The organism is Meridianimarinicoccus sp. MJW13, assembly GCF_014901205.1.
Taxonomy (GTDB): Bacteria; Pseudomonadota; Alphaproteobacteria; order Rhodobacterales; family Rhodobacteraceae; genus Meridianimarinicoccus.
The window spans coordinates 224,141-245,309 of record NZ_JACNMU010000001.1; the positions used below are offsets into that span (position 1 = coordinate 224,141).

At 64.2% G+C, this 21,169-nt stretch carries 18 protein-coding genes and 2 tRNA genes; 8 read left to right on the forward strand and 12 right to left on the reverse strand.

Annotation, left to right across the window (positions count from 1 at the left end):
* Positions 1–11: 11 nt before the first annotated feature.
* From H8B03_RS00925 to H8B03_RS00960, 8 genes are all read right to left on the reverse strand, one after another.
* Positions 12–1,823: a penicillin-binding protein 2 gene (locus H8B03_RS00925; protein WP_193139358.1), complete on the reverse strand. Its 1,812-nt coding sequence runs from the start codon at positions 1,821–1,823 to the stop codon at positions 12–14.
* Positions 1,820–2,176, reverse strand: a complete 357-nt coding sequence (locus H8B03_RS00930; RefSeq protein WP_193139360.1) for a cell division protein FtsL — start codon at positions 2,174–2,176, stop codon at positions 1,820–1,822. Before H8B03_RS00930 ends, H8B03_RS00925 begins: the two co-directional genes overlap by 4 nt.
* Before the next feature lies 1 nt (position 2,177).
* Positions 2,178–3,164, reverse strand: a complete 987-nt coding sequence (rsmH, locus tag H8B03_RS00935; RefSeq protein WP_193139362.1) for a 16S rRNA (cytosine(1402)-N(4))-methyltransferase RsmH — start codon at positions 3,162–3,164, stop codon at positions 2,178–2,180.
* Positions 3,165–3,167: 3 nt separating this feature from the next.
* Positions 3,168–3,671, reverse strand: a complete 504-nt coding sequence (mraZ, locus tag H8B03_RS00940; RefSeq protein WP_193139364.1) for a division/cell wall cluster transcriptional repressor MraZ — start codon at positions 3,669–3,671, stop codon at positions 3,168–3,170.
* A 488-nt stretch (positions 3,672–4,159) separates the two neighbouring features.
* Positions 4,160–5,242 (reverse strand): Mrp/NBP35 family ATP-binding protein, encoded by a 1,083-nt coding sequence (locus H8B03_RS00945; RefSeq protein WP_193139366.1) that lies wholly within the window; start codon positions 5,240–5,242, stop codon positions 4,160–4,162.
* Positions 5,243–5,714: 472 nt separating this feature from the next.
* Positions 5,715–6,092: a response regulator gene (locus tag H8B03_RS00950; RefSeq protein ID WP_193139368.1), complete on the reverse strand. Its 378-nt coding sequence runs from the start codon at positions 6,090–6,092 to the stop codon at positions 5,715–5,717.
* A gap of 108 nt (positions 6,093–6,200) precedes the next feature.
* Positions 6,201–8,573, reverse strand: coding sequence for an ATP-dependent helicase (locus tag H8B03_RS00955; RefSeq protein WP_193139370.1), 2,373 nt, complete (start codon positions 8,571–8,573; stop codon positions 6,201–6,203).
* 169 nt (positions 8,574–8,742) lie between these two features.
* The gene (locus H8B03_RS00960) at positions 8,743–9,549 is read right to left on the reverse strand and encodes a glycoside hydrolase family 19 protein (protein ID WP_193139374.1); all 807 of its coding nucleotides are present in this window, start codon (positions 9,547–9,549) and stop codon (positions 8,743–8,745) included.
* A 195-nt stretch (positions 9,550–9,744) separates the two neighbouring features.
* Between H8B03_RS00960 and H8B03_RS00965 the strand changes: the two genes are divergently transcribed.
* Complete coding sequence (locus tag H8B03_RS00965; protein WP_193139376.1) at positions 9,745–13,179, forward strand: pyruvate carboxylase; 3,435 nt, start codon at positions 9,745–9,747, stop codon at positions 13,177–13,179.
* 67 nt (positions 13,180–13,246) lie between these two features.
* Here the strand turns inward: H8B03_RS00965 and H8B03_RS00970 are convergent, their stop codons facing one another.
* Positions 13,247–14,173 (reverse strand): ketopantoate reductase family protein, encoded by a 927-nt coding sequence (locus H8B03_RS00970; protein WP_193139379.1) that lies wholly within the window; start codon positions 14,171–14,173, stop codon positions 13,247–13,249.
* 137 nt (positions 14,174–14,310) lie between these two features.
* Between H8B03_RS00970 and H8B03_RS00975 the strand changes: the two genes are divergently transcribed.
* From H8B03_RS00975 to H8B03_RS00995, 5 genes are all read left to right on the forward strand, one after another.
* A tRNA-Gly gene (locus tag H8B03_RS00975) sits at positions 14,311–14,385 on the forward strand.
* Between the two features lie 22 nt (positions 14,386–14,407).
* Positions 14,408–14,482 (forward strand) — tRNA-Gly (locus tag H8B03_RS00980).
* A 136-nt stretch (positions 14,483–14,618) separates the two neighbouring features.
* Positions 14,619–15,206 carry an imidazoleglycerol-phosphate dehydratase HisB gene (hisB, locus tag H8B03_RS00985; protein WP_193139381.1) on the forward strand — a complete coding sequence of 196 codons (588 nt, stop codon included), beginning with the start codon at positions 14,619–14,621 and terminating at the stop codon, positions 15,204–15,206.
* A gap of 4 nt (positions 15,207–15,210) precedes the next feature.
* On the forward strand, positions 15,211–15,849 hold the full coding sequence (gene hisH / locus H8B03_RS00990; protein ID WP_193139384.1) for an imidazole glycerol phosphate synthase subunit HisH: 639 nt from the start codon (positions 15,211–15,213) through the stop codon (positions 15,847–15,849).
* A 385-nt stretch (positions 15,850–16,234) separates the two neighbouring features.
* Positions 16,235–16,753: a VPLPA-CTERM sorting domain-containing protein gene (locus tag H8B03_RS00995; protein ID WP_193139387.1), complete on the forward strand. Its 519-nt coding sequence runs from the start codon at positions 16,235–16,237 to the stop codon at positions 16,751–16,753.
* A 55-nt stretch (positions 16,754–16,808) separates the two neighbouring features.
* Here the strand turns inward: H8B03_RS00995 and H8B03_RS01000 are convergent, their stop codons facing one another.
* Positions 16,809–17,195 (reverse strand): DUF2147 domain-containing protein, encoded by a 387-nt coding sequence (locus tag H8B03_RS01000; protein WP_193139390.1) that lies wholly within the window; start codon positions 17,193–17,195, stop codon positions 16,809–16,811.
* A gap of 140 nt (positions 17,196–17,335) precedes the next feature.
* Here H8B03_RS01000 and hisA point away from each other — a divergent pair, with 140 nt between their 5' ends.
* Positions 17,336–18,061, forward strand: a complete 726-nt coding sequence (gene hisA / locus H8B03_RS01005) for a 1-(5-phosphoribosyl)-5-[(5-phosphoribosylamino)methylideneamino]imidazole-4-carboxamide isomerase (protein WP_193139393.1) — start codon at positions 17,336–17,338, stop codon at positions 18,059–18,061.
* Between the two features lie 79 nt (positions 18,062–18,140).
* On the opposite strand, the gene ychF is transcribed toward hisA, so the two are convergent.
* Positions 18,141–19,238, reverse strand: coding sequence for a redox-regulated ATPase YchF (gene ychF, locus H8B03_RS01010; protein WP_193139395.1), 1,098 nt, complete (start codon positions 19,236–19,238; stop codon positions 18,141–18,143).
* Positions 19,239–19,453: 215 nt separating this feature from the next.
* Between ychF and trpA the strand changes: the two genes are divergently transcribed.
* A complete protein-coding gene (trpA, locus tag H8B03_RS01015) occupies positions 19,454–20,245 on the forward strand; it encodes a tryptophan synthase subunit alpha (protein WP_193139397.1) in 792 nt (263 codons plus the stop codon).
* 28 nt (positions 20,246–20,273) lie between these two features.
* Here the strand turns inward: trpA and H8B03_RS01020 are convergent, their stop codons facing one another.
* Complete coding sequence (locus H8B03_RS01020; protein ID WP_226925624.1) at positions 20,274–21,077, reverse strand: ABC transporter permease; 804 nt, start codon at positions 21,075–21,077, stop codon at positions 20,274–20,276.
* Positions 21,078–21,169: the final 92 nt, after the last annotated feature.

The window sequence follows — 21,169 nt, forward strand, 5'->3', positions numbered from 1 at the left end:
TCCACCCTCGTTCAGCCGCCGTTGCGCGCCTCTCGTATCCCAGCATCGGGGCCGGGTGCAATCTCGGGCCGCATTCCCAACAGCGGCGCGACGCGGCGGATCACCTCGGCGCTGACCGGAACGGCGGTCCATCCGGCGGTGCGGCGGGGAATATCGTTCACGATCTCATAGCCCTCGTCGAGGGTGATGACGAAGACATAGCGCGGGTCATGCATCGGGAAGGCGCCGGCGAAAGTCGCCAAAACCTTGTCCTTGTAGTATCCGCCGCGCGGCTTGGGCTTGTCGGCGGACCCGGTCTTGCCGCCCACCGCATAGCCGGGCACTTCGGCGAACCGGGCCGAGCCGCGCACCACCACCGCGCGCAGCATCTCGCGGGCATGGCGCGAGGTGTCTTCCGACACCACCCGCGGCCCGATGCTGCGGGCATCGCGTTTCAGCAACGTGGGCGTGACCTTGGTGCCGCCGTTCAGCAGCGCGGCATAACCCTGGGCCAGATGCATCGGGCTGGTCGACAGGCCGTGGCCGAAAGAGATGGTCATCGACTGGATCTCGCCCCAACGCCCCGGCAACAGGGGCCGACCCGAGGGCGCTTCGGACAGCTCCACCTCGGTGGCTTCCAGAAAGCCGAACCGGCGCAGGAATTCCTTCTGGTTCTCGGCACCCACGTTCTGAATGATCCGCGAGGTGCCGATGTTGGAGGATTTCACGATCACATCCGTGGCCGACAGGGTCGCGCCGTAGTCATGGAAATCGCGGATCTTGTGGCGGCCCCAGACCAGCGGCCCCTTGGTGTCGATCATGGTGCTGGGGGAAATCTGTCCCATCTCAAGCGCTTGCGCGACGGCAAAGATCTTGAAGACCGAACCCAGTTCATAGACCCCCTGCACCGTGCGGTTGAACAACGGGCTGTCGGCCTGATCGCCGCTGGTCAGCGGCTGCGGGCGGTCGTTGGGATCGAAATCGGGCAGCGACACCATCGAGACAACTTCGCCGGTGTGAATGTCCATCACCACTGCGCTGGCGCCCCTGGCGTTCATCAGGCGCATGCCGCCGGCCAGAACCTCGCGCACCGCCGATTGAACGGTGGTGTCGATGGACAGTTGCAGCGGCTCGACCAGCAAGGCGGGATCGCGCAGGCGCGCGTCAAAGGCTTTTTCGACCCCGGCCACGCCCAGAATCTCGGCCGCGGCCACGCCTTCTTCGCCGAAGCGCGCACCGCCCAGCACATGCGCGGCCATCTTGCCGTTGGGATAGACGCGCATGTCGCGCGAAGCGAACAGCAGGCCCGGATCGCCGATGTCGTGTACCTGCTGGATCTGCTCGGGCGACAGGGTCTTGCGGATCCACATGAATTTCCGCCCGTCCTGCATCCGTGCCTGCACCTTCTCGGTGTCGATGTCCGGGAAGATCTTGGCCAGTTCGCGCACCGCATGGGGAATATCCACCATGTCGTGCGGATGTGCATAAAGCGCCTGCGTGGTCAAGTTGGTGGCCAGCAACCGGCCATTGCGGTCGACGATATCGGCGCGGGCCGAGGTGATCTGGCTGCCATAGGTCGAATTGCGCGCCTCGACCGGGGCCGAGGTCGCCAGCGCCGCCATGCGCGTACCGACCGCGCCAAAGGCCAGAACAAAGGCCAACCCCAGCACCAGCAGGCGGCCTTCGGCCTGCCGCCGGGCACCGTCGCGCAGCCGTTCATTGCGCTGGTTGAGGTTCTCACGCTCGATCAGATCGGGGTTTTCGCCCTTGTCGCGGGCTTCCAGCACGCGGGCCAGCGGGCGCAGGGGCTTGCGCGGTGTGCCTTCGGGGGGGAGATCGGTCATGGGCGCTGCTCCGTTGCGGCGGCCACTGGCGTGGCAATGACGATCTCGGGCTCGATGGGCACACTGCGCGGCGGATAGGCGACTTGGTCCAGTCGCCCGAAATGCTCGGGCGCCATGGGCAAGAGCTGCAGACGCTCGAAGTTCAGTTCGCTCAATTCGCGCAGTCGCTCGGGCCGGTTCAAATAGGCCCATTCCGCCTTCAGCACGCCCAGATGTTCCTGCAACCGCCCGATCTCGCGCGCCAGACCGCGGTTGTCAGCCAGCGCCTGCCGGGTGCGATAGTTTTCCTGGTACGCCCAGAAGGCCAGTCCCAGCACGGACACGCCCAGAAGAAGACCGAAGATCAAACGCATCTCACCATGCCTCCATGTTCAGTTTCGGCAGGCCCAGGGCGCTGCGATCCACCAGGGTGGCGGGCGCTTCGGTGCGAAACCCGACCCGCAGCTTGGCCGACCGGGCGCGCGGGTTGTCCGCAAGCTCGGTGGCGGCCGGTGGAATGGCCGAGGCCTTTTTCAGATGGAATTGGGCCGGAACGGTTTCGGTTTCGGGGGCATAGCGGTTGGCCCGCCCGCCGCGCCCGGACCGGGCCTGGAAGAACCGCTTGACCACGCGATCCTCCATCGAATGAAAGGTCACCACGGCCAGCGCGCCACCGGGGGCCAGCGCCCGCTCGGCGGCCTCCAGCCCTTCGGCCAACTGCCCGAATTCATCGTTCACCGCGATGCGCAGCGCCTGGAAGCTCCGGGTCGCGGGATGGCTTTGCCCCGGCTTGGGACGCGGCAGGCAGCTTTCGACCACCTTGGCCAACTGCCCGGTGGTCTCGAAGGGTGCGTCAGCACGGGTGCGCAGGATGGCCCGCGCAATCCGGCGTGAGGCACGCTCTTCGCCATAGTGATACAGAACGTCGGCCAGCAGGCTTTCATCGGCAGAGTTCACCAGATCCGCCGCCGAGGGGCCATCCTGGCTCATCCGCATGTCCAGCGGGCCGTCGCGCAGGAAGGAAAAGCCGCGCTCGGCCAGATCAAGCTGCATCGACGACACGCCCAGATCCAGCACCACGCCATCGACGGGCGCATCGACATAGGCATCCAATTCGGAAAACGTGCCCTGCACCAGCGTCAGCCGGGCGCCGTAGTCGGCCTGCATGGGGGCTGCCATCTCGATCGCCAGCGGATCGCGATCCACACCGGTCACATGATCGGCCCCGGCCGCGAACAATCCGCGGGTATACCCCCCTGCCCCAAAAGTGCCGTCAATCCAGTGCCCCTGCACAGGCGCCACCGCTTGCAACAGCGGGGCCAGCAGGACCGGGATATGGGGGCGGGCAGCATCGGAGGGCATCTCTCAGCTCTCCAGATACGGGGCCAGAAGCGTCAGCGGGTCGGCGTCGGTGGGCATGTCGTCGAAGACAGCCTGAATGGCGGCGCCCTGTTCGGCGTCATAGGTCGGCTTGTCCCAGATCTGGAATCGATCCACGGCGGATTTGAAATGCGCTTCGCCGCCCAGCCCGATCTTGTCGCGCAACTTCTTCTGCAACACCAGCCGACCGGTGCCATCGACCTGCACCTCTTCGGATTTGGCCGAGAAGAAATCCTCCATCGCCATGCGCTGGGGCGAGCCCATGGGCATCCGCTCGATGGCGTCCTCGATCTTCTCCATGGCGGTGATGGTGTAGCATTCCAGATAGTTCCGGCGTTCGTTGCCGAACACGATGATCAGGGTGGCGGCACCGCCGTCTTCATAGTCCGGATCATTGGCCTGGATCACACGTTTAAAGGTGGCGGGAATGGACACGCGCCCCTTCCCGTCCACCTTCTGGGTGTGTTCACCTCTGAACCGTCGTGCCACTGCCCTGGCCTCAATTCATCTGTTCTGAACGTGGAAACGGCGGATTGCGCCGCTGCCACCGCTCAATCCGCCGTTTTCCTGTCCCTCGATGGGGCGCCCACCTGCGCGCGTGTCTTTGGGGGACTGCTCATGCGCGTGGCGGAACTTCTTTTTGTGGGATGAAAGCGATTGCCTGTATGTAACCTGCCATTTTGTTTTTTTGTGTGGCCCCGAAGGACCGATCGTCTTCATCGTGTAGAGACTATGGCAGACGGCCCGTCGATTTGGCAAGGGATTTTATGGGAATTCAGGGGAAAAACTGGTTAACGACATACCAGATCTAGGAATGGTCCCCTCTTAACACAATATTTAGTAGTTCAATACACCACCAACCACCAATTACGCGCAGTACGCGAAAAGCGCGCCCTTGGCAGGACGCGCCTTGAATCTCCTCCGATTTCCCGAAAATGGCAAGAAGTGCCGCGATTTCCCCTGCCGAAGGGTGCGACTCAGGCCATACCACCCTGAATGAGTCGCTGGGCCAGCGCCCGGTACGGCGCTGCCAGAGGGCTGTCGGTGGCCGCGATGGGGGTTCCATCATCCCCGGCCAGCCGCACATCCAGATCCAGCGGCAGCGCCCCAAGGAAGGGGGCGTCCAGCTTCTCGGCCTCGGCCTCGACGCCGCCATGGCCGAAGATATGCGCCTCGTGACCGCATTCGGGACAGACATAGGTGCTCATGTTCTCGATCAGGCCCAGAACCGGCGTATTCAGGCGCTTGAACATGTCCAGCGCCCGCCGGGCATCCAGAAGCGCCACGTCCTGCGGGGTCGATACAACGAGGGCCCCGGTCAGTTGGGTTTTCTGGCACAGGGTCAGCTGGACGTCGCCGGTGCCCGGCGGCATGTCGACCAGCAGCACATCCAGCTTGCCCCACTCCACCTGCCCCAGCATCTGCTGCAACGCGCCCATCAGCATCGGCCCGCGCCAGACCACGGCGGCATCGGGATCGACCATGAAACCGATCGACATCAAGGTGACCCCATGTGCCTGCAGCGGAATGATGGTCTTGCCATCGGGCGAGGCCGGACGTTTGTTGATCCCCATCATCCGCGGCACCGAGGGGCCGTAGATGTCCGCATCCAGCAGGCCGACCTTGCGACCTTCGCGCGCCAGCGCCACGGCAAGGTTGGTCGAGACGGTGGATTTGCCGACCCCGCCCTTGCCCGATCCGATGGCAATGATTCGATCCACGCCGGTCACCGCCTGCGGTCCGGCCTGCGGACTGGGATGCTTGCCGACCTTCAGGCTGGGCGGCGCCGATTGCGCGGCAGGTTTGGCCGCGGGACCATGCGCGGTCAATGCAGCACTGGCCTTCTGCACCCCCGGCAGCGCGGCAACCGCGCGCTCGGCATCCTCGCGCACACCGCCCCAGGATTTGGCCACCTCCGGCGAGGGCGCCTCGATCACGAACCGCACAGCCGCGCCATCCACGGTCAGGGCCCGGACCAGATCGCGGGACACCAGGGTTCCGCCGTCGGGAAGCGCGATGCCACCCAGGGCGTCAAGAATTTCGGATTTCGATATCGGCATGGTTCCTCGCATACTTGCTCACCCGCCATACATGATGCGGCGCGACAGACCTGCAACTTAGGACCCGGCGATGCAACCCATGCAGAAAACGCATAGCGGCTCTGAAGCGGCGGCTATTGTGCGCCCGCAGAAAAAGGCTATCTTTCTTTCAACGGCGGCAGAAAGGATCCTGCAGCCCGGGATGGAAAGCGAAAGATCAAGACCTACATCAGGTTCAGATCATCGCTGGCGAGCAAATTTCGCCCCATCTCGATGACAGACAAAGTTCAGAAGGCCCTCCTCCTCCCTGGGTTTTCTGTTTTTAGCGGCGGCACCCTCCTCCTCCCTGGTGTCGCCGCTTTCTTTGTTCTGCGCGGACAGGGATCGGGCGGACATTATTTCAGCGCATGACAAAAATGTGAGCCGTAGAGCGCGCACAGCCTTGCAGCGCCGTCGCCCCAGGTTCCAGGTCTGACAGGGTATCAGGAGTGTTTCAGGCCGTTCGTCGCTGGCTGGACGAGTCGATAAGCGCGCAGGATTCCATCAGATCCTCGATATCGACGGGCTTGCGATGCACCGTCACCACCAGTTGCGATCCGGCTTGCATCTTGCCTTCGGCCACATCCGCTGCACCGGTCACGATGATGACCTTGCAGTCGGGATTGACGGCTTCGATCTCGCCGATCAGCGACATGCCGTTCTCGCGCCCGAGATAGAGATCCAGAATCACCGCGTCATAGGATGTCTGCGACAGGGCCGAACTCGCCGCGCCCAGGTTGTCCGCCTCGGTCACCTGATATCCCCGATCGCACAGGATCGTTCGCCACAACAGCCTCAGGTTCGGATCATCCTCGACAATGAGATAATGCAATACTGAAACTCCAATGCGGCAAAAAGTTGCGTGCTGATGCAACGCATACCGAAATATCCGGCAAGTTTCCAGCATTCCATACGTATTTTTTGCACTTGCAGAAATCGATTAGAACGGAATGTCGTCCGCTGATTCTGCCGCAACCACGAATTTGGCCACGATGTGCTTGGATCCGGCCTTGTCGAAGTCGACTTTCAGCTTGTCGCCCTCGATCCCGGAGACCGTGCCGTAGCCGAATTTCTGGTGAAACACCCGGTCCCCTTCCGAGAAGGCCGACACCGCCTGCAGGTCGATGACCGAGTTGCGGCTTTCGCGTGGCTGCGACACCGGCCGGGTACTGCTGCGCGCCTGAAGCCGCCGCCATCCGGGCGAATCGTAGCCATCGGCCTTTGCAGCCTTTTCGTGCAGGTTAGATGTGGCCTGCGCTTGCGGGGCGGCTGCGCCATAGCCGCCGCCATACAGGCCCGGCGGCGTCAGCACCTCGACATTCGCTTCGGGCAGTTCATCCACAAAGCGCGATGGCAGGGCCGATTGCCACTGGCCATAGACCCGGCGGTTGGCCGCGAAAGAGATTGTGCACAGCTCTTCCGCCCGCGTGATGCCGACATAGGCCAGCCGCCGTTCCTCTTCCAACCCGGTCTGGCCGTTTTCATCCATCGAGCGTTGCGAGGGAAACAGCCCGTCCTCCCACCCCGGCAGGAACACCGCCGGAAATTCCAGCCCCTTGGCCGCGTGCAAGGTCATGATCGACACCTTCGGGCCGCCGTCGTCGGTTTCGTTGTCCATGATCAGCGCGACATGTTCCAGAAACCCCTGCAGGTTCTCGAATTGCTCCAGCGCCTTGACCAGTTCCTTCAGGTTCTCCAGCCGCCCCGGCGCCTCGGGCGTCTTGTCGGCCTGCCACATGCCCGTATAGCCCGAGCCATCCAGCACGGTTTCGGCCAGCGCGATATGGTCATAGGTGGTATCGGCCACCACCACCCCGTGCCAGCGGTCCAGCGCGGTCACCAGCTTGGCCAGTTCGGTCTTGCCCTTGCCCTTCAACAGCCCGGACTCGACCGCGATCCGCGCACCCTCCAGAAGACTTGCGCCATTGGCGCGCGCCGCCTGCTGGATCGTTTGCTGCGCCTTGTCGCCCAGACCCCGCTTGGGCAGGTTCACGATGCGTTCAAAGGCCAGATCGTCGTCGGGACTGACCACCAGCCGGAAATAGGCCATGGCATCGCGGATCTCGCGCCGCTCATAGAAACGCGGGCCGCCGATCACGCGATAGGGCAGACCAATGGTCAGAAACCGATCCTCGAACGCCCGCATCTGGTGGCTGGCGCGCACGAGGATCGCGCATTCGTTCAGCGTGTAGGGCCGCCCGCCACGCGCGCCGCCCTGCATGGCGTCCAGTTCCTCGCCAATCCAGCGCGCCTCCTCCTCGGCATCCCAATGGCCGATCAGGCGCACCCGGTCGCCGCCGTCGGCCTCGGTCCACAGGGTCTTGCCCAGCCGCCCCTTGTTCCCGGCGATCACGCCGGAAGCGGCGGCCAGGATATGCGCCGTGGAGCGGTAATTCTGCTCCAGCCGGATCACCGTGGCGCCGGGGAAATCCTTTTCGAACCGCAGGATGTTGCCGACCTCGGCCCCGCGCCAGCCATAAATCGACTGGTCGTCATCGCCGACACAGCAAATGTCGCGATGCCCCGCCGCCAACAGACGCAGCCACAGGTACTGTGCGATGTTGGTGTCCTGGTATTCGTCCACAAGGATATAGCGGAACCAGCGCTGGTATTGCGCCAGCACGTCTTCGTGCCGCTGGAAGATCGTCACCATGTGCAGCAGCAGATCGCCGAAATCCACGGCGTTCAGATCGCGCAGCCGCTGTTGATAGTCAGCGTATAGCGTCACGCCCATGTTGTTGAACCCCGAGCCTTCGGCGGCCGGCACATGTTCGGGCGTCCAGGCGCGGTTCTTCCAATGGTCGATCATCCCGGCCAACTGCCGTGCCGGCCAGCGCTTTTCGTCGATGTTGCGGGCCAGGATTACCTGTTTCAGCAGGCGGATCTGATCGTCGGTGTCCAGAATGGTGAAGTTCGACTTCAGCCCGGCCAGTTCCGCATGGCGGCGCAGCAACTTGACGTTGATGGCGTGGAAAGTGCCCAGCCAGGGCAGGCCGTCGACCTCCATCCCCATCAGCTTGGCCACCCGCAGCTTCATCTCGCGCGCGGCCTTGTTGGTGAAGGTCACCGCCAGAATTTCATTGGGGCGTGCGGTGCCGGTGTTCAGTAGATGCGCGATGCGGGCCGTCAGGGCGCGGGTCTTGCCGGTGCCGGCGCCGGCCAGCATCAGCACCGGGCCTTTCAGCGTCTCGACCGCCTGCCGCTGCGCCGGGTTCAGCCCGTCCAGATACGGCGTGGGCCGCGCGGCCATGGCGCGGGCCGACAGAGGTGTGGGGGCATCGGCAAAGGCGCCGTCATCGTCATATCCGCTCATGGCGGCAGCATAGGCCGCGCCCGCACCGACGCAAGCCCCTGTTCGCGCTCTGTTCCCACGATTGTAGTGGCCAGTTCAACCCCGCGCGCCCACGGTCCGCCCTGGACGGGACCGGAACACCACCCGCCAAGCGCTGGCGCTCCGGGGGGTGTCCGGGATGGATGCCGCCTCAGGCGATGCTTTCCAGTTTCTCCCACAGGTCCGCGCCCTTCAGGCCGAACTTCCTGGCAGCGGCCTCGGTGGCGGCCTTGGTCTTGCTGCCCATCAGCCCGTCGATGGGACCGGGGTTGAACCCCGCAGCCAGCAGCACCCGCTGTTGTTCGATCACCGGCGGGATCTTGCTGCCGCCCAGGGCCGTCAGGGCCTTGGCCGTGCGCAGTTCGCGATCGACCAGACCATGGGTGCCGCCGTTGATGACCAGGGTCACCATGCGGTCATCGCTCTCATCGGCCCATTGCAGGCAGGTCTTGCCGCTGCGCTTGCGCGAGGCCATGTAGCGTACCGCCACCATCCAGGCGATGCCGGGGTCGGCCGCCCGGTCGGGGTTGCCTACCAGATCCTCGCCGATGGCCGCGCCGAAGTTGGTGTAGTTCGACTTGCCGGTCAGCTGGATGTAGCCGCGCCCGCGATAGCGCCAGCCGTCCCCGGACCCTTCGGAGCCGTTGCCCATGCGGTTGCCATAGACCCGGTTGGCGATCTTTTCCGGCTTGCGGGCAAAGGCGGCGGCCTCGGCATTGGTCTTGAAGTATTTCTTGAACACCCGCCGCAGCGAGGCCTGCGAATAGTTCAGGTTCTCGAACCGATGCAGGAAACCCCCGCTTTCATGGGCGCATTGGCCGATGATGGCGGCCAGACGCAGAGGCGAATTCGCCCCCAGCGCCTCCAGCTTCTCGGCATGGGCTTTCCAGGCATTCGCCGCCGTGGCAGCAGCGTTGTTCGACGCGGCGACCGCGGCAATTGCAGCTTCTACAGACATGGTATCCTCCCCCTCTTGGATTGTTCTACCGTAACGTCAACCAGCCACTTGCCAAGTTGGGAATTCCACAGCGCCTTGCTTACGGGCCAGAAATATTGGTGAATAAACTTGACCAAGTAAAACGCCGCGTTGCGGCATGATCCCGTTAGCGCTAGAAACGCCCCAACCCCCGGTGCATGCAAGGAAATCAGCCCGATGACTGAGTTCAAGAAGCTACTGATCGCCAACCGAGGCGAGATTGCCATTCGCGTGATGCGCGCAGCCAACGAGATGGGCAAGCGAACCGTCGCCGTCTACGCGGAAGAGGACAAGCTTTCGCTGCACCGCTTCAAGGCCGACGAGGCCTACAAGATCGGTGACGGCATGGGACCGGTCGCGGCCTATCTGAGCATCGACGAGATCATCCGCGTGGCCAAGGCCTGTGGGGCTGACGCGATCCATCCCGGCTATGGCCTGCTGTCGGAAAACCCCGACTTCGTGGAAGCCTGCGCCAACAATGGCATCGCTTTCATCGGCCCAAAGGCCGAAACCATGCGCGCCCTTGGCGACAAGGCCAGCGCCCGCAAGGTCGCCATCGAAGCCGGCGTGCCGGTCATCCCCGCCACCGAGGTTCTGGGCGACGACATGGACGCGATCCGCGCCGAGGCTGAAGCGGTGGGCTATCCGCTGATGCTGAAAGCCTCCTGGGGCGGCGGCGGTCGCGGCATGCGGCCGATCCTTGGCCCCGATGAACTGGAAGAGAAGGTTCTGGAAGGTCGCCGCGAGGCCGAAGCGGCCTTCGGCAACGGCGAGGGCTATCTGGAAAAGATGATCACCCGCGCCCGCCACGTCGAAGTGCAGATCCTGGGCGACAAATACGGCGAGATCTACCACCTGTTCGAGCGCGACTGCTCGGTCCAACGCCGCAACCAGAAGGTGGTCGAACGTGCGCCCGCGCCCTATCTGACCGACGCCCAACGCACCGAGATCTGCGAATTGGGCCGCAAGATCTGCGCGCACGTCGGGTACCAATGTGCCGGCACCGTCGAATTCCTGATGGATATGGAATCCGGCAATTTCTACTTCATCGAGGTCAACCCGCGCGTTCAGGTCGAACACACCGTGACCGAAGAGGTCACCGGCATCGACATCGTGCGCGCCCAGATCCTGATCACCGAGGGCAAGACGCTGGCCGAGGCCACCGGGGCCGCGAAGCAGGACGACATCACCCTGTCGGGCCACGCCCTGCAATGCCGGGTCACCACCGAGGATCCGCAGAACAACTTCATTCCCGACTACGGCCGCATCCAGACCTATCGCTCGGCCACCGGCATGGGCATCCGTCTGGATGGCGGCACCGCCTATTCGGGCGCGGTCATCACCCGCTATTATGACAGCCTTCTGACCAAGGTCACGGCCTGGGCGCAGTCGCCCGAAGCTGCCATCGCCCGCATGGACCGCGCCCTGCGCGAATTCCGCATCCGCGGCGTCAGCACCAACATCGCCTTCGTCGAGAACCTGCTGAAGCACCCGACCTTTCTGTCGAACGAATACACCACCAAGTTCATCGACGAGACGCCGGACCTGTTCGACTTCTCGCCGCGCCAGGACCGGGCCACCAAGATCCTGACCTATATCGCCGATATCACGGTGAACGGGCATCCCGAGACCACGGGCCGCGCCAGACCCGCCGATGTGCGTATTCCCAAACCGCCGCTGGCCATTGCCGCAGGGGCCGAGGGCACCAAGCAGATCCTGGATGCCCATGGGCCGCAAGCGGTGGCCGACTGGATGGCCGCGCAGCCGCAACTGCTGCTGACCGATACCACCATGCGCGACGGTCACCAGTCGCTGCTGGCGACGCGCATGCGCTCCATCGACATGATCCGCGTGGCGCCGGCCTATTCGGCCAACCTGCCGCAACTGTTCTCGGTGGAATGCTGGGGCGGGGCGACCTTCGACGTGGCCTATCGCTTCTTGCAGGAATGCCCCTGGCAGCGCCTGCGCGATCTGCGCAAGGCCATGCCCAACCTCCTGACGCAGATGCTGCTGCGCGGCGCCAACGGGGTGGGCTACACCACCTATCCCGACAACGTGGTGAAATTCTTCGTCAAGCAGGCTGCCGAAACCGGCGTCGATGTCTTCCGCGTGTTCGACAGCCTGAACTGGGTCGAGAACATGCGCCTGGCGATGGATGCGGTGCTGGAAAACAACAAGGTCTGCGAAGGCACCATCTGTTACACCGGCGATATCCTGAACCCGGACCGCGCCAAGTACGACCTGAAGTACTATGTCGCCATGGGCAAGGAGTTGCGCGATGCAGGCTCCCACGTGCTGGGCCTGAAGGACATGGCCGGCCTGCTGAAGCCTGCCGCCGCGAAGGTCCTGATCAAGGCGCTGAAGGAAGAGGTCGGCCTGCCGATCCACTTCCACACCCATGACACCAGCGGCATTGCCGGGGCCACCATTCTGGCGGCGGCCGATGCGGGCGTCGATGCCGTCGATGCGGCCATGGATGCCTTCTCGGGTGGCACCTCGCAGGCCTGCCTCGGCTCGGTGGTCGAGGCCCTGCGCAACACCGACCGCGACACCGGGCTGGATATCGGCGCGATCCGGGCGATCAGCGAATACTGGGAACAGGTGCGCGCGCAATACGTGGCCTTCGAATCCGGCCTCGCGGCGCCGGCGTCTGAAGTCTACCTGCACGAGATGCCCGGCGGTCAGTTCACCAACCTCAAGGCGCAGGCGCGCAGCATGGGGCTGGAAGAACGCTGGCACGAGGTCGCGCAAATGTATGCCGAGGTGAACCAGATGTTCGGTGACATCGTGAAGGTGACGCCGTCGTCGAAAGTGGTCGGCGACATGGCGCTGATGATGGTCAGCCAGAACCTGACCCGCAAGCATGTCGAGGATCCGGGGCAAGAGGTCTCTTTCCCCGACTCGGTGGTCGACATGATGAAGGGCAACCTTGGCCAACCGCCGGGCGGCTGGCCCAAGGCCCTGCAATCCAAGGTCCTGCGCGGCGAAACCCCGATGACCGACCGCCCCGGCGCCCATGCCGCGCCAGTCGACCTGGAGGCCCGCCGCGCCGAACTGGAAGCCGAACTTGGCGGTCCGCTGGACGACGAGGATCTCAACGGCGCGCTGATGTATCCCAAGGTCTTTGCGGATTACACCAAGCGGCACGAGCTTTACGGTCCGGTCCGCACCCTTCCGACGCCGGTCTTCTTTTATGGCATGGAGCCGGGGGAAGAGATCTCGTCCGAGATCGATCCCGGCAAGACGCTGGAAATCCGCATGCAGGCGGCCGGCGAGACCAACGAGGAAGGCGAGGTCAAGGTCTTCTTTGAACTCAACGGACAGCCGCGCGTGATCCGCGTGCCCGACCGCCACGCCAAGGCCAGCCGCAAGGCGACGCCGAAAGCGGACGAAAGCAACCCGAATCACGTGGGCGCGCCGATGCCCGGCGTCGTCGCCTCGGTTGCCGTGCAGCCCGGTGTTGCCGTCAAGAAAGGCGATCTGCTGCTGACCATCGAGGCCATGAAGATGGAAACCGGCCTGGCCGCCGACCGCGACGGCACCGTCAAGGCGGTTCACGTCCAGCCCGGCGCGCAGATCGACGCCAAGGATCTTCTGGTCGAACTGGAATAAGCGCGGGCGGCCCTGCCCGCCACCGCCCATAGCACGCCCCGCCGATGCCGTCGGCGGGGCGTTTTCGTCAGGGGGCTGCGGGAGCCCCTTGGGCAAAGGGCAACAACGCGGCCTGCATGAAGCTGTGGGTCGGGGTGCTGATCCCGTGTTTCAGCCCCAGCCGCACGATCTCGCCGGACAGATACTCCAGTTCCAGCGGCTTGCCCCGGTTCAGGTCATCCAGCATCGAGGCATGGCTGTGCCGCGGGAGCCCCTCCATCAGGCGGGCAAACTGAACTTCAGCCACATCCGCATCCAGATTGATCCCGGCCGCCTTGCCCACCGCCGCCGCTTCCTCGACCCCGGCCCGCAGCAAGGCTAGGGTTTCCGGGCAGTCGCGCAGCGGCCCGATATCCAGCCGCGTCAGGGTAGTGATGGCGGAAAAGACGCTTTGAAAGATCATCTTCTCCCACAGCATCTTGTCGGTGTCCTCGACACGCTCTGTCGCCACGCCCGTTGCGGCAAGTGCCGCGATCAGCCTGTCACACAGATCGGATGGCCCACCATCGCGCACGCCGGCGCGCACAAGGCTGTTGTCCGATGAATGCAGGATGACGCCCGGTGTCTTGATGCTGGCGGGCATGAAGACCGAACCGGAAATGACCCGTTCGGCCCCGATCACCCGTCCCAGCCGTTCAGGCGCCGACACCCCGTTCTGCACCGTCACCACGGCGCTGTCGTCATTCAGGAACGGCTTGACCTGCGCGCCCGCGTCTTCCACGTCGCGGTTCTTGACCATCAGCAGAACGATGTCCGGATTGCCTTCGGGCCGATCGGTTGCGTGGAAATCTGTCACATGCAGATCGCCCAACGGGCTTTCCACCCGCAGACCGGCGCGCTGCATCGCGTCCAGATGCGCGCCGCGCGCCACCAGCGTGACCTCATGCCCGTCTCGGGCCAGCCGCGCGCCGTAGAATCCCCCCAGCGCCCCTGCCCCCATGACCAGTATTTTCATCGCATCCTCTTTCGTTCCCTGCCCGTATGGCCGCATCAAGGCATGACCTGCACTCTAGTGGCAATCCCGCACGAGGGGCCATTTTTTCCCTTGCAGCGTCCCGAACGTGGCGCTAGACAACGCGCACTCTCAAGGATGCGGGCGTAGCTCAGGGGTAGAGCATAACCTTGCCAAGGTTAGGGTCGTGAGTTCGAATCTCATCGCCCGCTCCAAGAGAGAGACAGGTTTCCGGATGCGGGCGTAGCTCAGGGGTAGAGCATAACCTTGCCAAGGTTAGGGTCGTGAGTTCGAATCTCATCGCCCGCTCCAGGAAAACCACTCCCAGCCTTTCAAACCGCCGCCCCTTCGGACCACCGCTGCAAAGCTATTGCGCCCGGTCCGCTGCAAGGCCTTCTCATCCCGTGCCAAGCCTCCTAAAAGGCAGGTGAAACGGATGGAGACCCGCATGCGCAAGGCCAGCATCACCCGCAAGACCGCCGAAACCAGCATCACTGTCGAGATCGATCTCGACGGCAGCGGCAGCTATGACAACCAGACCGGTGTCGGCTTCTTCGATCACATGCTGGACCAGCTTGCCCGCCACGCGCTGATCGACATGACGATTCGGGCCGAGGGCGATCTGCACATCGACGATCACCACACCGTGGAAGATACCGGCATCACCCTGGGCCAGGCGCTGAGCGCGGCACTGGGCGACAAGCGCGGCATCACCCGGTATGGCGCCTGCCTGCTGCCGATGGATGACGCATTGGTGCGTGCGGCCTTGGATCTGTCGGGGCGGCCGTTCCTGGTGTGGAATGTCGACATGCCGACCCAGAAGATCGGCAGTTTCGACACCGAACTGGTGCGCGAGTTCTTCCAGGCGTTCTCGACCCACGGCGGCATTACCCTGCATGTGGACGCGCTGCACGGGGTGAACAGCCACCACATTGCCGAAGCCGCTTTCAAGGCCGTGGCCCGCGCCCTGCGCGATGCGCTGGAAACCGATCCGCGCAAGGCCGGTGACGTGCCGTCCACCAAGGGAACCCTGTAAGCCGATGACCACGGTTCTGATCGACTATGAATCCGGCAACCTGCATTCTGCCGAGAAGGCCTTCCAGCGCATGGCGCGCAATGCAGGCACCGGCGAGGTCATCGTCTCGGCCCTCCCCGAGGATGTCGCCCGCGCCGACCGCGTGGTGCTGCCCGGCGACGGGGCTTTCCCGGCCTGCCTGCGCGGCCTGAAAGCCTGCGACGGGCTGTTCGAGGCGCTGGACGAGGCCGTGCGCCACCGCGCCGTGCCCTTCATGGGCATCTGCATCGGCATGCAGATGCTGGCCACCACCGGCCATGAGTACGAGCAAACCCCCGGTTTCGACTGGATCGGCGGCGACGTGGAACGGATCGTGCTCTCGGACCCCACCCTGAAGGTGCCGCACATGGGCTGGAACGACCTGGTCATCGACCATCCTCACCCGGTGCTGGAGGGCGTCGCCACCGGCGATCACGCCTATTTCGTGCATTCCTTCCAGTTCCACGTCTCGGACCCGGCCAGCCGTCTGGCCTATGTGGACTACGGCGGCGAGGTGACGGCCATGGTCGCGCGCGACAACATGGTCGGCCTTCAGTTCCACCCGGAAAAAAGCCAGGCGGCGGGCCTGCGGATGATTGGCAATTTCCTGGGCTGGGCGCCCTGAGTTTCCACCCGGCCCGCGCGTGGTTGGGCCCCGTGTAGCCGACCCTGCAGATGCAGAGCGCCGCCCGCTTTTTCGGTGCTTGCGGGGTTGCAGCCCCAAGCGGACGCCCAGAGTTTACTGCAGGGTTAACGCACCATCGGGGCCCTGACCCGTGCTGGAACAGTCGCGCCGTGCGGGTCCAAGCACATGATGTTTCACCTGAATTTTTTAGGGCTGGGAAGCGGACGCAAGGCACACCGGGATAATCGCAGGATGGTTGCCGCCCCCGGTGCCGTCCGGCTTTAACCATCCCCCCCAACTCCGTTGGATTTGAGACAATTCCTTCCGCATCCTTGGATCATGACGCGCCAGATGCTGCGCGGAAGTTGTTTCAAGGAGTTGAAAAGTGAACCTGAAATCCATTGCCCTGGCCGCCGTCGTCGCCCTGACGCCCGCCGCCACGCTTGCCGCCACGATCTCGCCCAGTTCCAACATCAGCGATGGCGGCAACTATGACATCGCCAACGGGCCGTTCTTCTGGGATGCCACTTTTTCCCGGGGCGACAGCGCCGGTTCGGCCTCTTTCACCTTCACCAATTCCACGCTGGGCCGGTTCACGGCAGGCGTCGCGCAAGGCACCGTTCTGCAGTTTTCCGGCACCTTCGACGGTGTGACCATCAGCTGGGCCAATGGCCAGTCCCAGACGGTCGCCCAGGGCCAGAATGCCATCATCAACGTGCGCTCCCGGCTGGCCTCCGGTGGCGCGGACACGCTGACGGTCGCATGGGGTGCGGTGCGCGGGGATATGGCCAACATCGATCTCGACATCGCGGCAGTTCCCCTGCCCGCCGGTGCGCTTCTGCTGGGCACCGCGCTGATCGGCATGACCGGGCTACGCCGCGCACGCCGCCCGGGCAGCGCGTGACCCAAACCGGCCCGCGCCGTTGCTGTCCGGCACGGCGCGAGCACGGCCGACGCGGTTACTGCACGCGGGTCCAGACCTGCGTGCGGCAGATTCCGATGACGCAACCTGAAACCTTCAGCGTGTTGCCCTCCAGCGCCATTTTGGAAGCATAGGTCTTGTCGCGATCCGGCGCCCAGATCTTGCCCTTGCCATAGCTTCCGCCCCCATGCGCGACCATGTCCCAGACCATGCGCTTGCCAACTGCCGCGCTGCTGCGCGGACCACCGCCAGCATCGAAAGCCTGCACCAGCACACCGCAGACCTTACCTTCGCAGGGTGACAATTCGACATAGCCATAGGCACCGTCGTCGCCCGGCTGGGTCTTCCAGGTGCCAAGCACGGGATCCGCAAAGGCGGCCGTCGCCATCGCGGCCAGTGTGGCCGCCAGAACCAAGGTTTTCATTTTCATCTCCTCCCAGGATCGAAGGCTCAGGTGACGTGCAGGTCAGCCTTGTGGCAAGTGATACGTTGCGTCGCGCGCCCCTTGGCTTTGCCGCCCCCGCGTGACAGACAGCGCGCAAGTTCTGCCAAGGAAGGTGCCCCATGATCCTGTACCCCGCCATCGACCTGAAAGACGGCCACTGCGTTCGCCTGCTGAAAGGTGACATGACCAAGGCCACGGTGTTCAGCGACAGCCCGGCCCGACAGGCCCGCGCCTTTCAGGATGCCGGCTGCGAGTGGATCCATCTGGTCGATCTGAATGGCGCTTTCAAGGGCCAGCCGGTCAATGCCGCGGCGGTCGAGGCGATCCTGTCCGAGATCTCGGTCCCGGCACAACTGGGCGGTGGTATCCGCGACATGGCCACCATCGAGATGTGGCTGACCAAGGGAATCTCGCGGGTGATCCTGGGCACCGTGGCGGTCGAGGATCCCGACCTTGTGCGCGCGGCGGCGGCAGCCTTTCCCGGACAGGTGGCTGTTGGTCTGGATGCGCGCAACGGCTTCGTGGCGACGCGCGGCTGGGCGGAAGAAACCGAGATCCAGGTCACCGATCTGGCGCGCAAGTTCGAAGACGCCGGCATTGCCGCCATCATCTACACCGACATCAACCGCGACGGCGCCATGCAGGGGCCCAACACAGACGCCACAGCAGCCCTGGCGCGCGCCACCACGATCCCGGTGATCGCCTCGGGCGGGGTGTCATCAATGCAGGATCTGATCGACTTGCGCGATTGCGGCACACCGCTGAACGGGGCAATCTCGGGCCGCGCACTGTATGACGGGGCGCTGGATCTGGGCGAAGCCCTTGCGCTTCTCAAGGCCACCTGATGGCGGCAGGCACCGCTGCGCGGTGCCTGTTTGAGTATTTGGACCAAGAAGAAATCGGCGATTTCAGCTTTGGTCGGCGTCAGGCATTGAACAGGAAGTGCAGGACGTCGCCGTCCTTGACCTCGTACGTCTTGCCTTCCGCGCGCAGCTTGCCCGCATCCCGGGCACCGCTTTCACCATTGCAGGTGAGATAGTCATCATAGGCTACGGTTTCGGCGCGGATGAACCCGCGCTCGAAATCGCCATGGATGACCCCTGCGGCCTGCGGCGCCAGGGTGCCTTCCCGGATCGTCCAGGCACGCGCCTCTTTCGGACCCACAGTGAAGAAGGTCTCTAGCGACAACAACTCATAGCCCGCCCGGATCAGCCGATCCAGCCCGGCTTCCTCAAGCCCCAGATCCGACAGGAACACCTCGGCCTCTTCGGCATCCAGCTGGCTGATGTCTTCTTCGATGGCCGCCGAGATCACCACGGTGCCCGCCCCCTGCGCCGCCGCCATCTTGGCAACCTCGTCGGAGAAGGCATTGCCTGTTCCGGCCGCGTCTTCCTCGACGTTGCACACATAGAGGATCGGCTTGGAGGTCAGGAGCTGCAGCATTTTCCATGCCTTGGCATCTTCGTCGCTGACCTCGACGGTGCGGGCTGGCTGGCCGTCTTCCAGCACGGCCATGGCCTGTTTCAGAAGGCGCTCCTGCTGCACCGCCTCCTTGTCGCCGCCGCGTACCTTGCGGGACAGGTTCTGCAGTCGCCGCTCGATGCTTTCCATGTCGGCAATCATCAGTTCGGTCTCGATGGTCTCGGCATCGGCCACCGGATCGACCCGCCCGTCCACATGGGTGACATCCTCGTTCACGAAGCAGCGCAACACATGCGCGATGGCATCAACCTCGCGGATGTTGGCCAGGAACTGGTTGCCCAGCCCTTCCCCTTTCGAGGCACCTTTCACCAGACCGGCGATATCGACGAAGGTGATCCGCGTCGGGATGATCTCCTTAGAGCCGGCGATCGCCGCCAGTTTTTCCAGACGATCATCGGGCACGGCAACATCGCCGACATTCGGCTCGATGGTACAGAACGGAAAATTCGCCGCCTGCGCCGCCGCCGTCCTGGTCAGCGCGTTGAACAGGGTGGACTTGCCCACATTCGGCAGCCCCACGATCCCCATCTTGAAACCCATGATACGTCCCTCCTTGGCACCGGCACGCTCTTAGGCGCACGGCCCAGCCTGTGCAAGCGCTGACGCCGCCAGCAGCAGCCCGGCCCGAACACCGGATGTCCCCGCACCGCGCTTTTTCTTGTCAAGAATACGCAACTTGCGGCGCGCAGCGGCGCCCGCTTGCCTTTTCCGGCCCCATGGGCGACACCATCGCGACGACATTCAGAGGGCCCGCCATGACTCGTATCGATCGCAAATTCGCCGACCTTCGCGCCGAAGGAAAGAAAGCCTTCGTGGCCTATGTGATGGCGGGCGATCCGGACTACGACAGCTCGCTGGACCTGATCAAGGGGCTGCCGGCCGCCGGGGTCGACATCATCGAACTGGGTCAACCGTTCACCGACCCGATGGCCGATGGCCCGACGATCCAACTGGCCGGGCAACGCGCCCTGAAGGCCGGGCAGACGATGGACAAGACCCTTCAAATGGCGCGGGCCTTTCGCGAAACCGACGACAGCACGCCGATCGTGATGATGGGGTACTACAATCCGATCTACAATCGCGGTGTCGAGCGGTTTTTGCAGGATGCCAAGGACGCCGGCATCGACGGGTTGATCGTGGTCGATCTGCCGCCCGAGGAAGACGACGAGCTGTGCATTCCGGCCCAGAACGCCGGACTGAATTTCATCCGCCTGGCCACACCCACGACCGATGACAAGCGCCTGCCCAAGGTGCTGCAGAACACCTCGGGCTTCGTCTATTACGTGTCCATCACCGGCATCACCGGCGCCGCCGCCGCCTCGGCGACCGACGTGGCCCCGGAAGTGGCCCGCATCAAGGCCAGCACCGACCTGCCGGTCATCGTGGGCTTCGGCATCCGCTCGCCGGAAACGGCGCAGGAGATCGCCTCGGTGGCCGATGGCGCCGTTGTCGGTTCGGCCATCGTCAAGCAGGTGGAAGAGGGCAAGCCGGTTTCCGATATCCTCGCCTTCGTCAAGGGGTTGGCCGACGGCGCGCACCGCGCCTGACGTCTGCCGTCAGGCGCAGCACCTGCCCTTACGGCTTCAGGCGAAATCCCGTGCGGAACCAACGCAGACAGATCGCCAGCACCGCCGCCGTGGCCAGAAGACAGATCGGCAAGCCGATCCAGGGTGAGCTGTCAGAGGTGCCCAGCACGCCAAACCGCACCCCGTCGATCAGGTAGAACACCGGGTTCACATGGGTCAGAACCTGCATCGCAGGCGGCAAGCCTTCGACCGAATAGAAGGTGCCGGAGAGGAAGCTCAGCGGCGTGATGATGAAATTGGTGATCGCCGCCATCTGGTCGAACTTGTTGGCCAGGATCGCGGCGATGATCCCCAGCCCGCCCAGAAGCGCGCTGCCCAGCACCACGAAGACCAGCACCCAGACCGGATGCGTGATCCCCTGGCCCAGGAAAATCGCCGCCACGATCAGAATGGCGGTGGCCACGAACAGCCCCCGCCCGATAGATCCGGCCAGATAGCCCGCCACCAGTTCCGCCGGCGACAGCGGCGGCATCAGCGTATCCACGATATTGCCCTGCACCTTGGCAATCATGATCGCCGACGAGGTGTTGGCAAAAGCGTTCTGGATCACCGTCATCATCAGGATGCCGGGGGCAAGGAACTGGGCGAAGGGCACGCCCATGACCTCCCCCCGCCGGGTGCCGATGGCCAGAGAGAAGATCGCCAGGAACAACCCCGCCGTGATCAGGGGGGCCATCAGGGTCTGCGACCAGACCGCCAGAAACCGGCGCACCTCGCGTTCGGCCAGTGTCGCCACGCCCAGCCAGTTGACGCGGCCAAAGCGCCGTTCCCCCATTCCGGTCATATCCGTCATGTTCCGCCTTCCATGTTTCGCTGCTGTCTCGGGTTCCGGCCCGTCACACCGGACTCAATCCGCAAGGACACCTTGTATCCGGCGGCACGAAG

Bases quoted from the DNA above. Each gene is read 5' to 3' on its own strand.
- H8B03_RS00925 (WP_193139358.1), bottom strand. From the start codon at position 1,823: ATGACCGATCTCCCCCCCGAAGGCACACCGCGCAAGCCCCTGCGCCCG.
- H8B03_RS00930 (WP_193139360.1), bottom strand. From the start codon at position 2,176: ATGCGTTTGATCTTCGGTCTTCTTCTGGGCGTGTCCGTGCTGGGACTG.
- rsmH (WP_193139362.1), bottom strand. From the start codon at position 3,164: ATGCCCTCCGATGCTGCCCGCCCCCATATCCCGGTCCTGCTGGCCCCG.
- H8B03_RS00945 (WP_193139366.1), bottom strand. From the start codon at position 5,242: ATGCCGATATCGAAATCCGAAATTCTTGACGCCCTGGGTGGCATCGCG.
- H8B03_RS00955 (WP_193139370.1), bottom strand. From the start codon at position 8,573: ATGAGCGGATATGACGATGACGGCGCCTTTGCCGATGCCCCCACACCT.
- H8B03_RS00960 (WP_193139374.1), bottom strand. From the start codon at position 9,549: ATGTCTGTAGAAGCTGCAATTGCCGCGGTCGCCGCGTCGAACAACGCT.
- H8B03_RS00965 (WP_193139376.1), top strand. From the start codon at position 9,745: ATGACTGAGTTCAAGAAGCTACTGATCGCCAACCGAGGCGAGATTGCC.
- H8B03_RS00970 (WP_193139379.1), bottom strand. From the start codon at position 14,173: ATGAAAATACTGGTCATGGGGGCAGGGGCGCTGGGGGGATTCTACGGC.
- hisB (WP_193139381.1), top strand. From the start codon at position 14,619: ATGCGCAAGGCCAGCATCACCCGCAAGACCGCCGAAACCAGCATCACT.
- hisH (WP_193139384.1), top strand. From the start codon at position 15,211: ATGACCACGGTTCTGATCGACTATGAATCCGGCAACCTGCATTCTGCC.
- H8B03_RS01000 (WP_193139390.1), bottom strand. From the start codon at position 17,195: ATGAAAACCTTGGTTCTGGCGGCCACACTGGCCGCGATGGCGACGGCC.
- hisA (WP_193139393.1), top strand. From the start codon at position 17,336: ATGATCCTGTACCCCGCCATCGACCTGAAAGACGGCCACTGCGTTCGC.
- ychF (WP_193139395.1), bottom strand. From the start codon at position 19,238: ATGGGTTTCAAGATGGGGATCGTGGGGCTGCCGAATGTGGGCAAGTCC.
- trpA (WP_193139397.1), top strand. From the start codon at position 19,454: ATGACTCGTATCGATCGCAAATTCGCCGACCTTCGCGCCGAAGGAAAG.
- H8B03_RS01020 (WP_226925624.1), bottom strand. From the start codon at position 21,077: ATGACGGATATGACCGGAATGGGGGAACGGCGCTTTGGCCGCGTCAAC.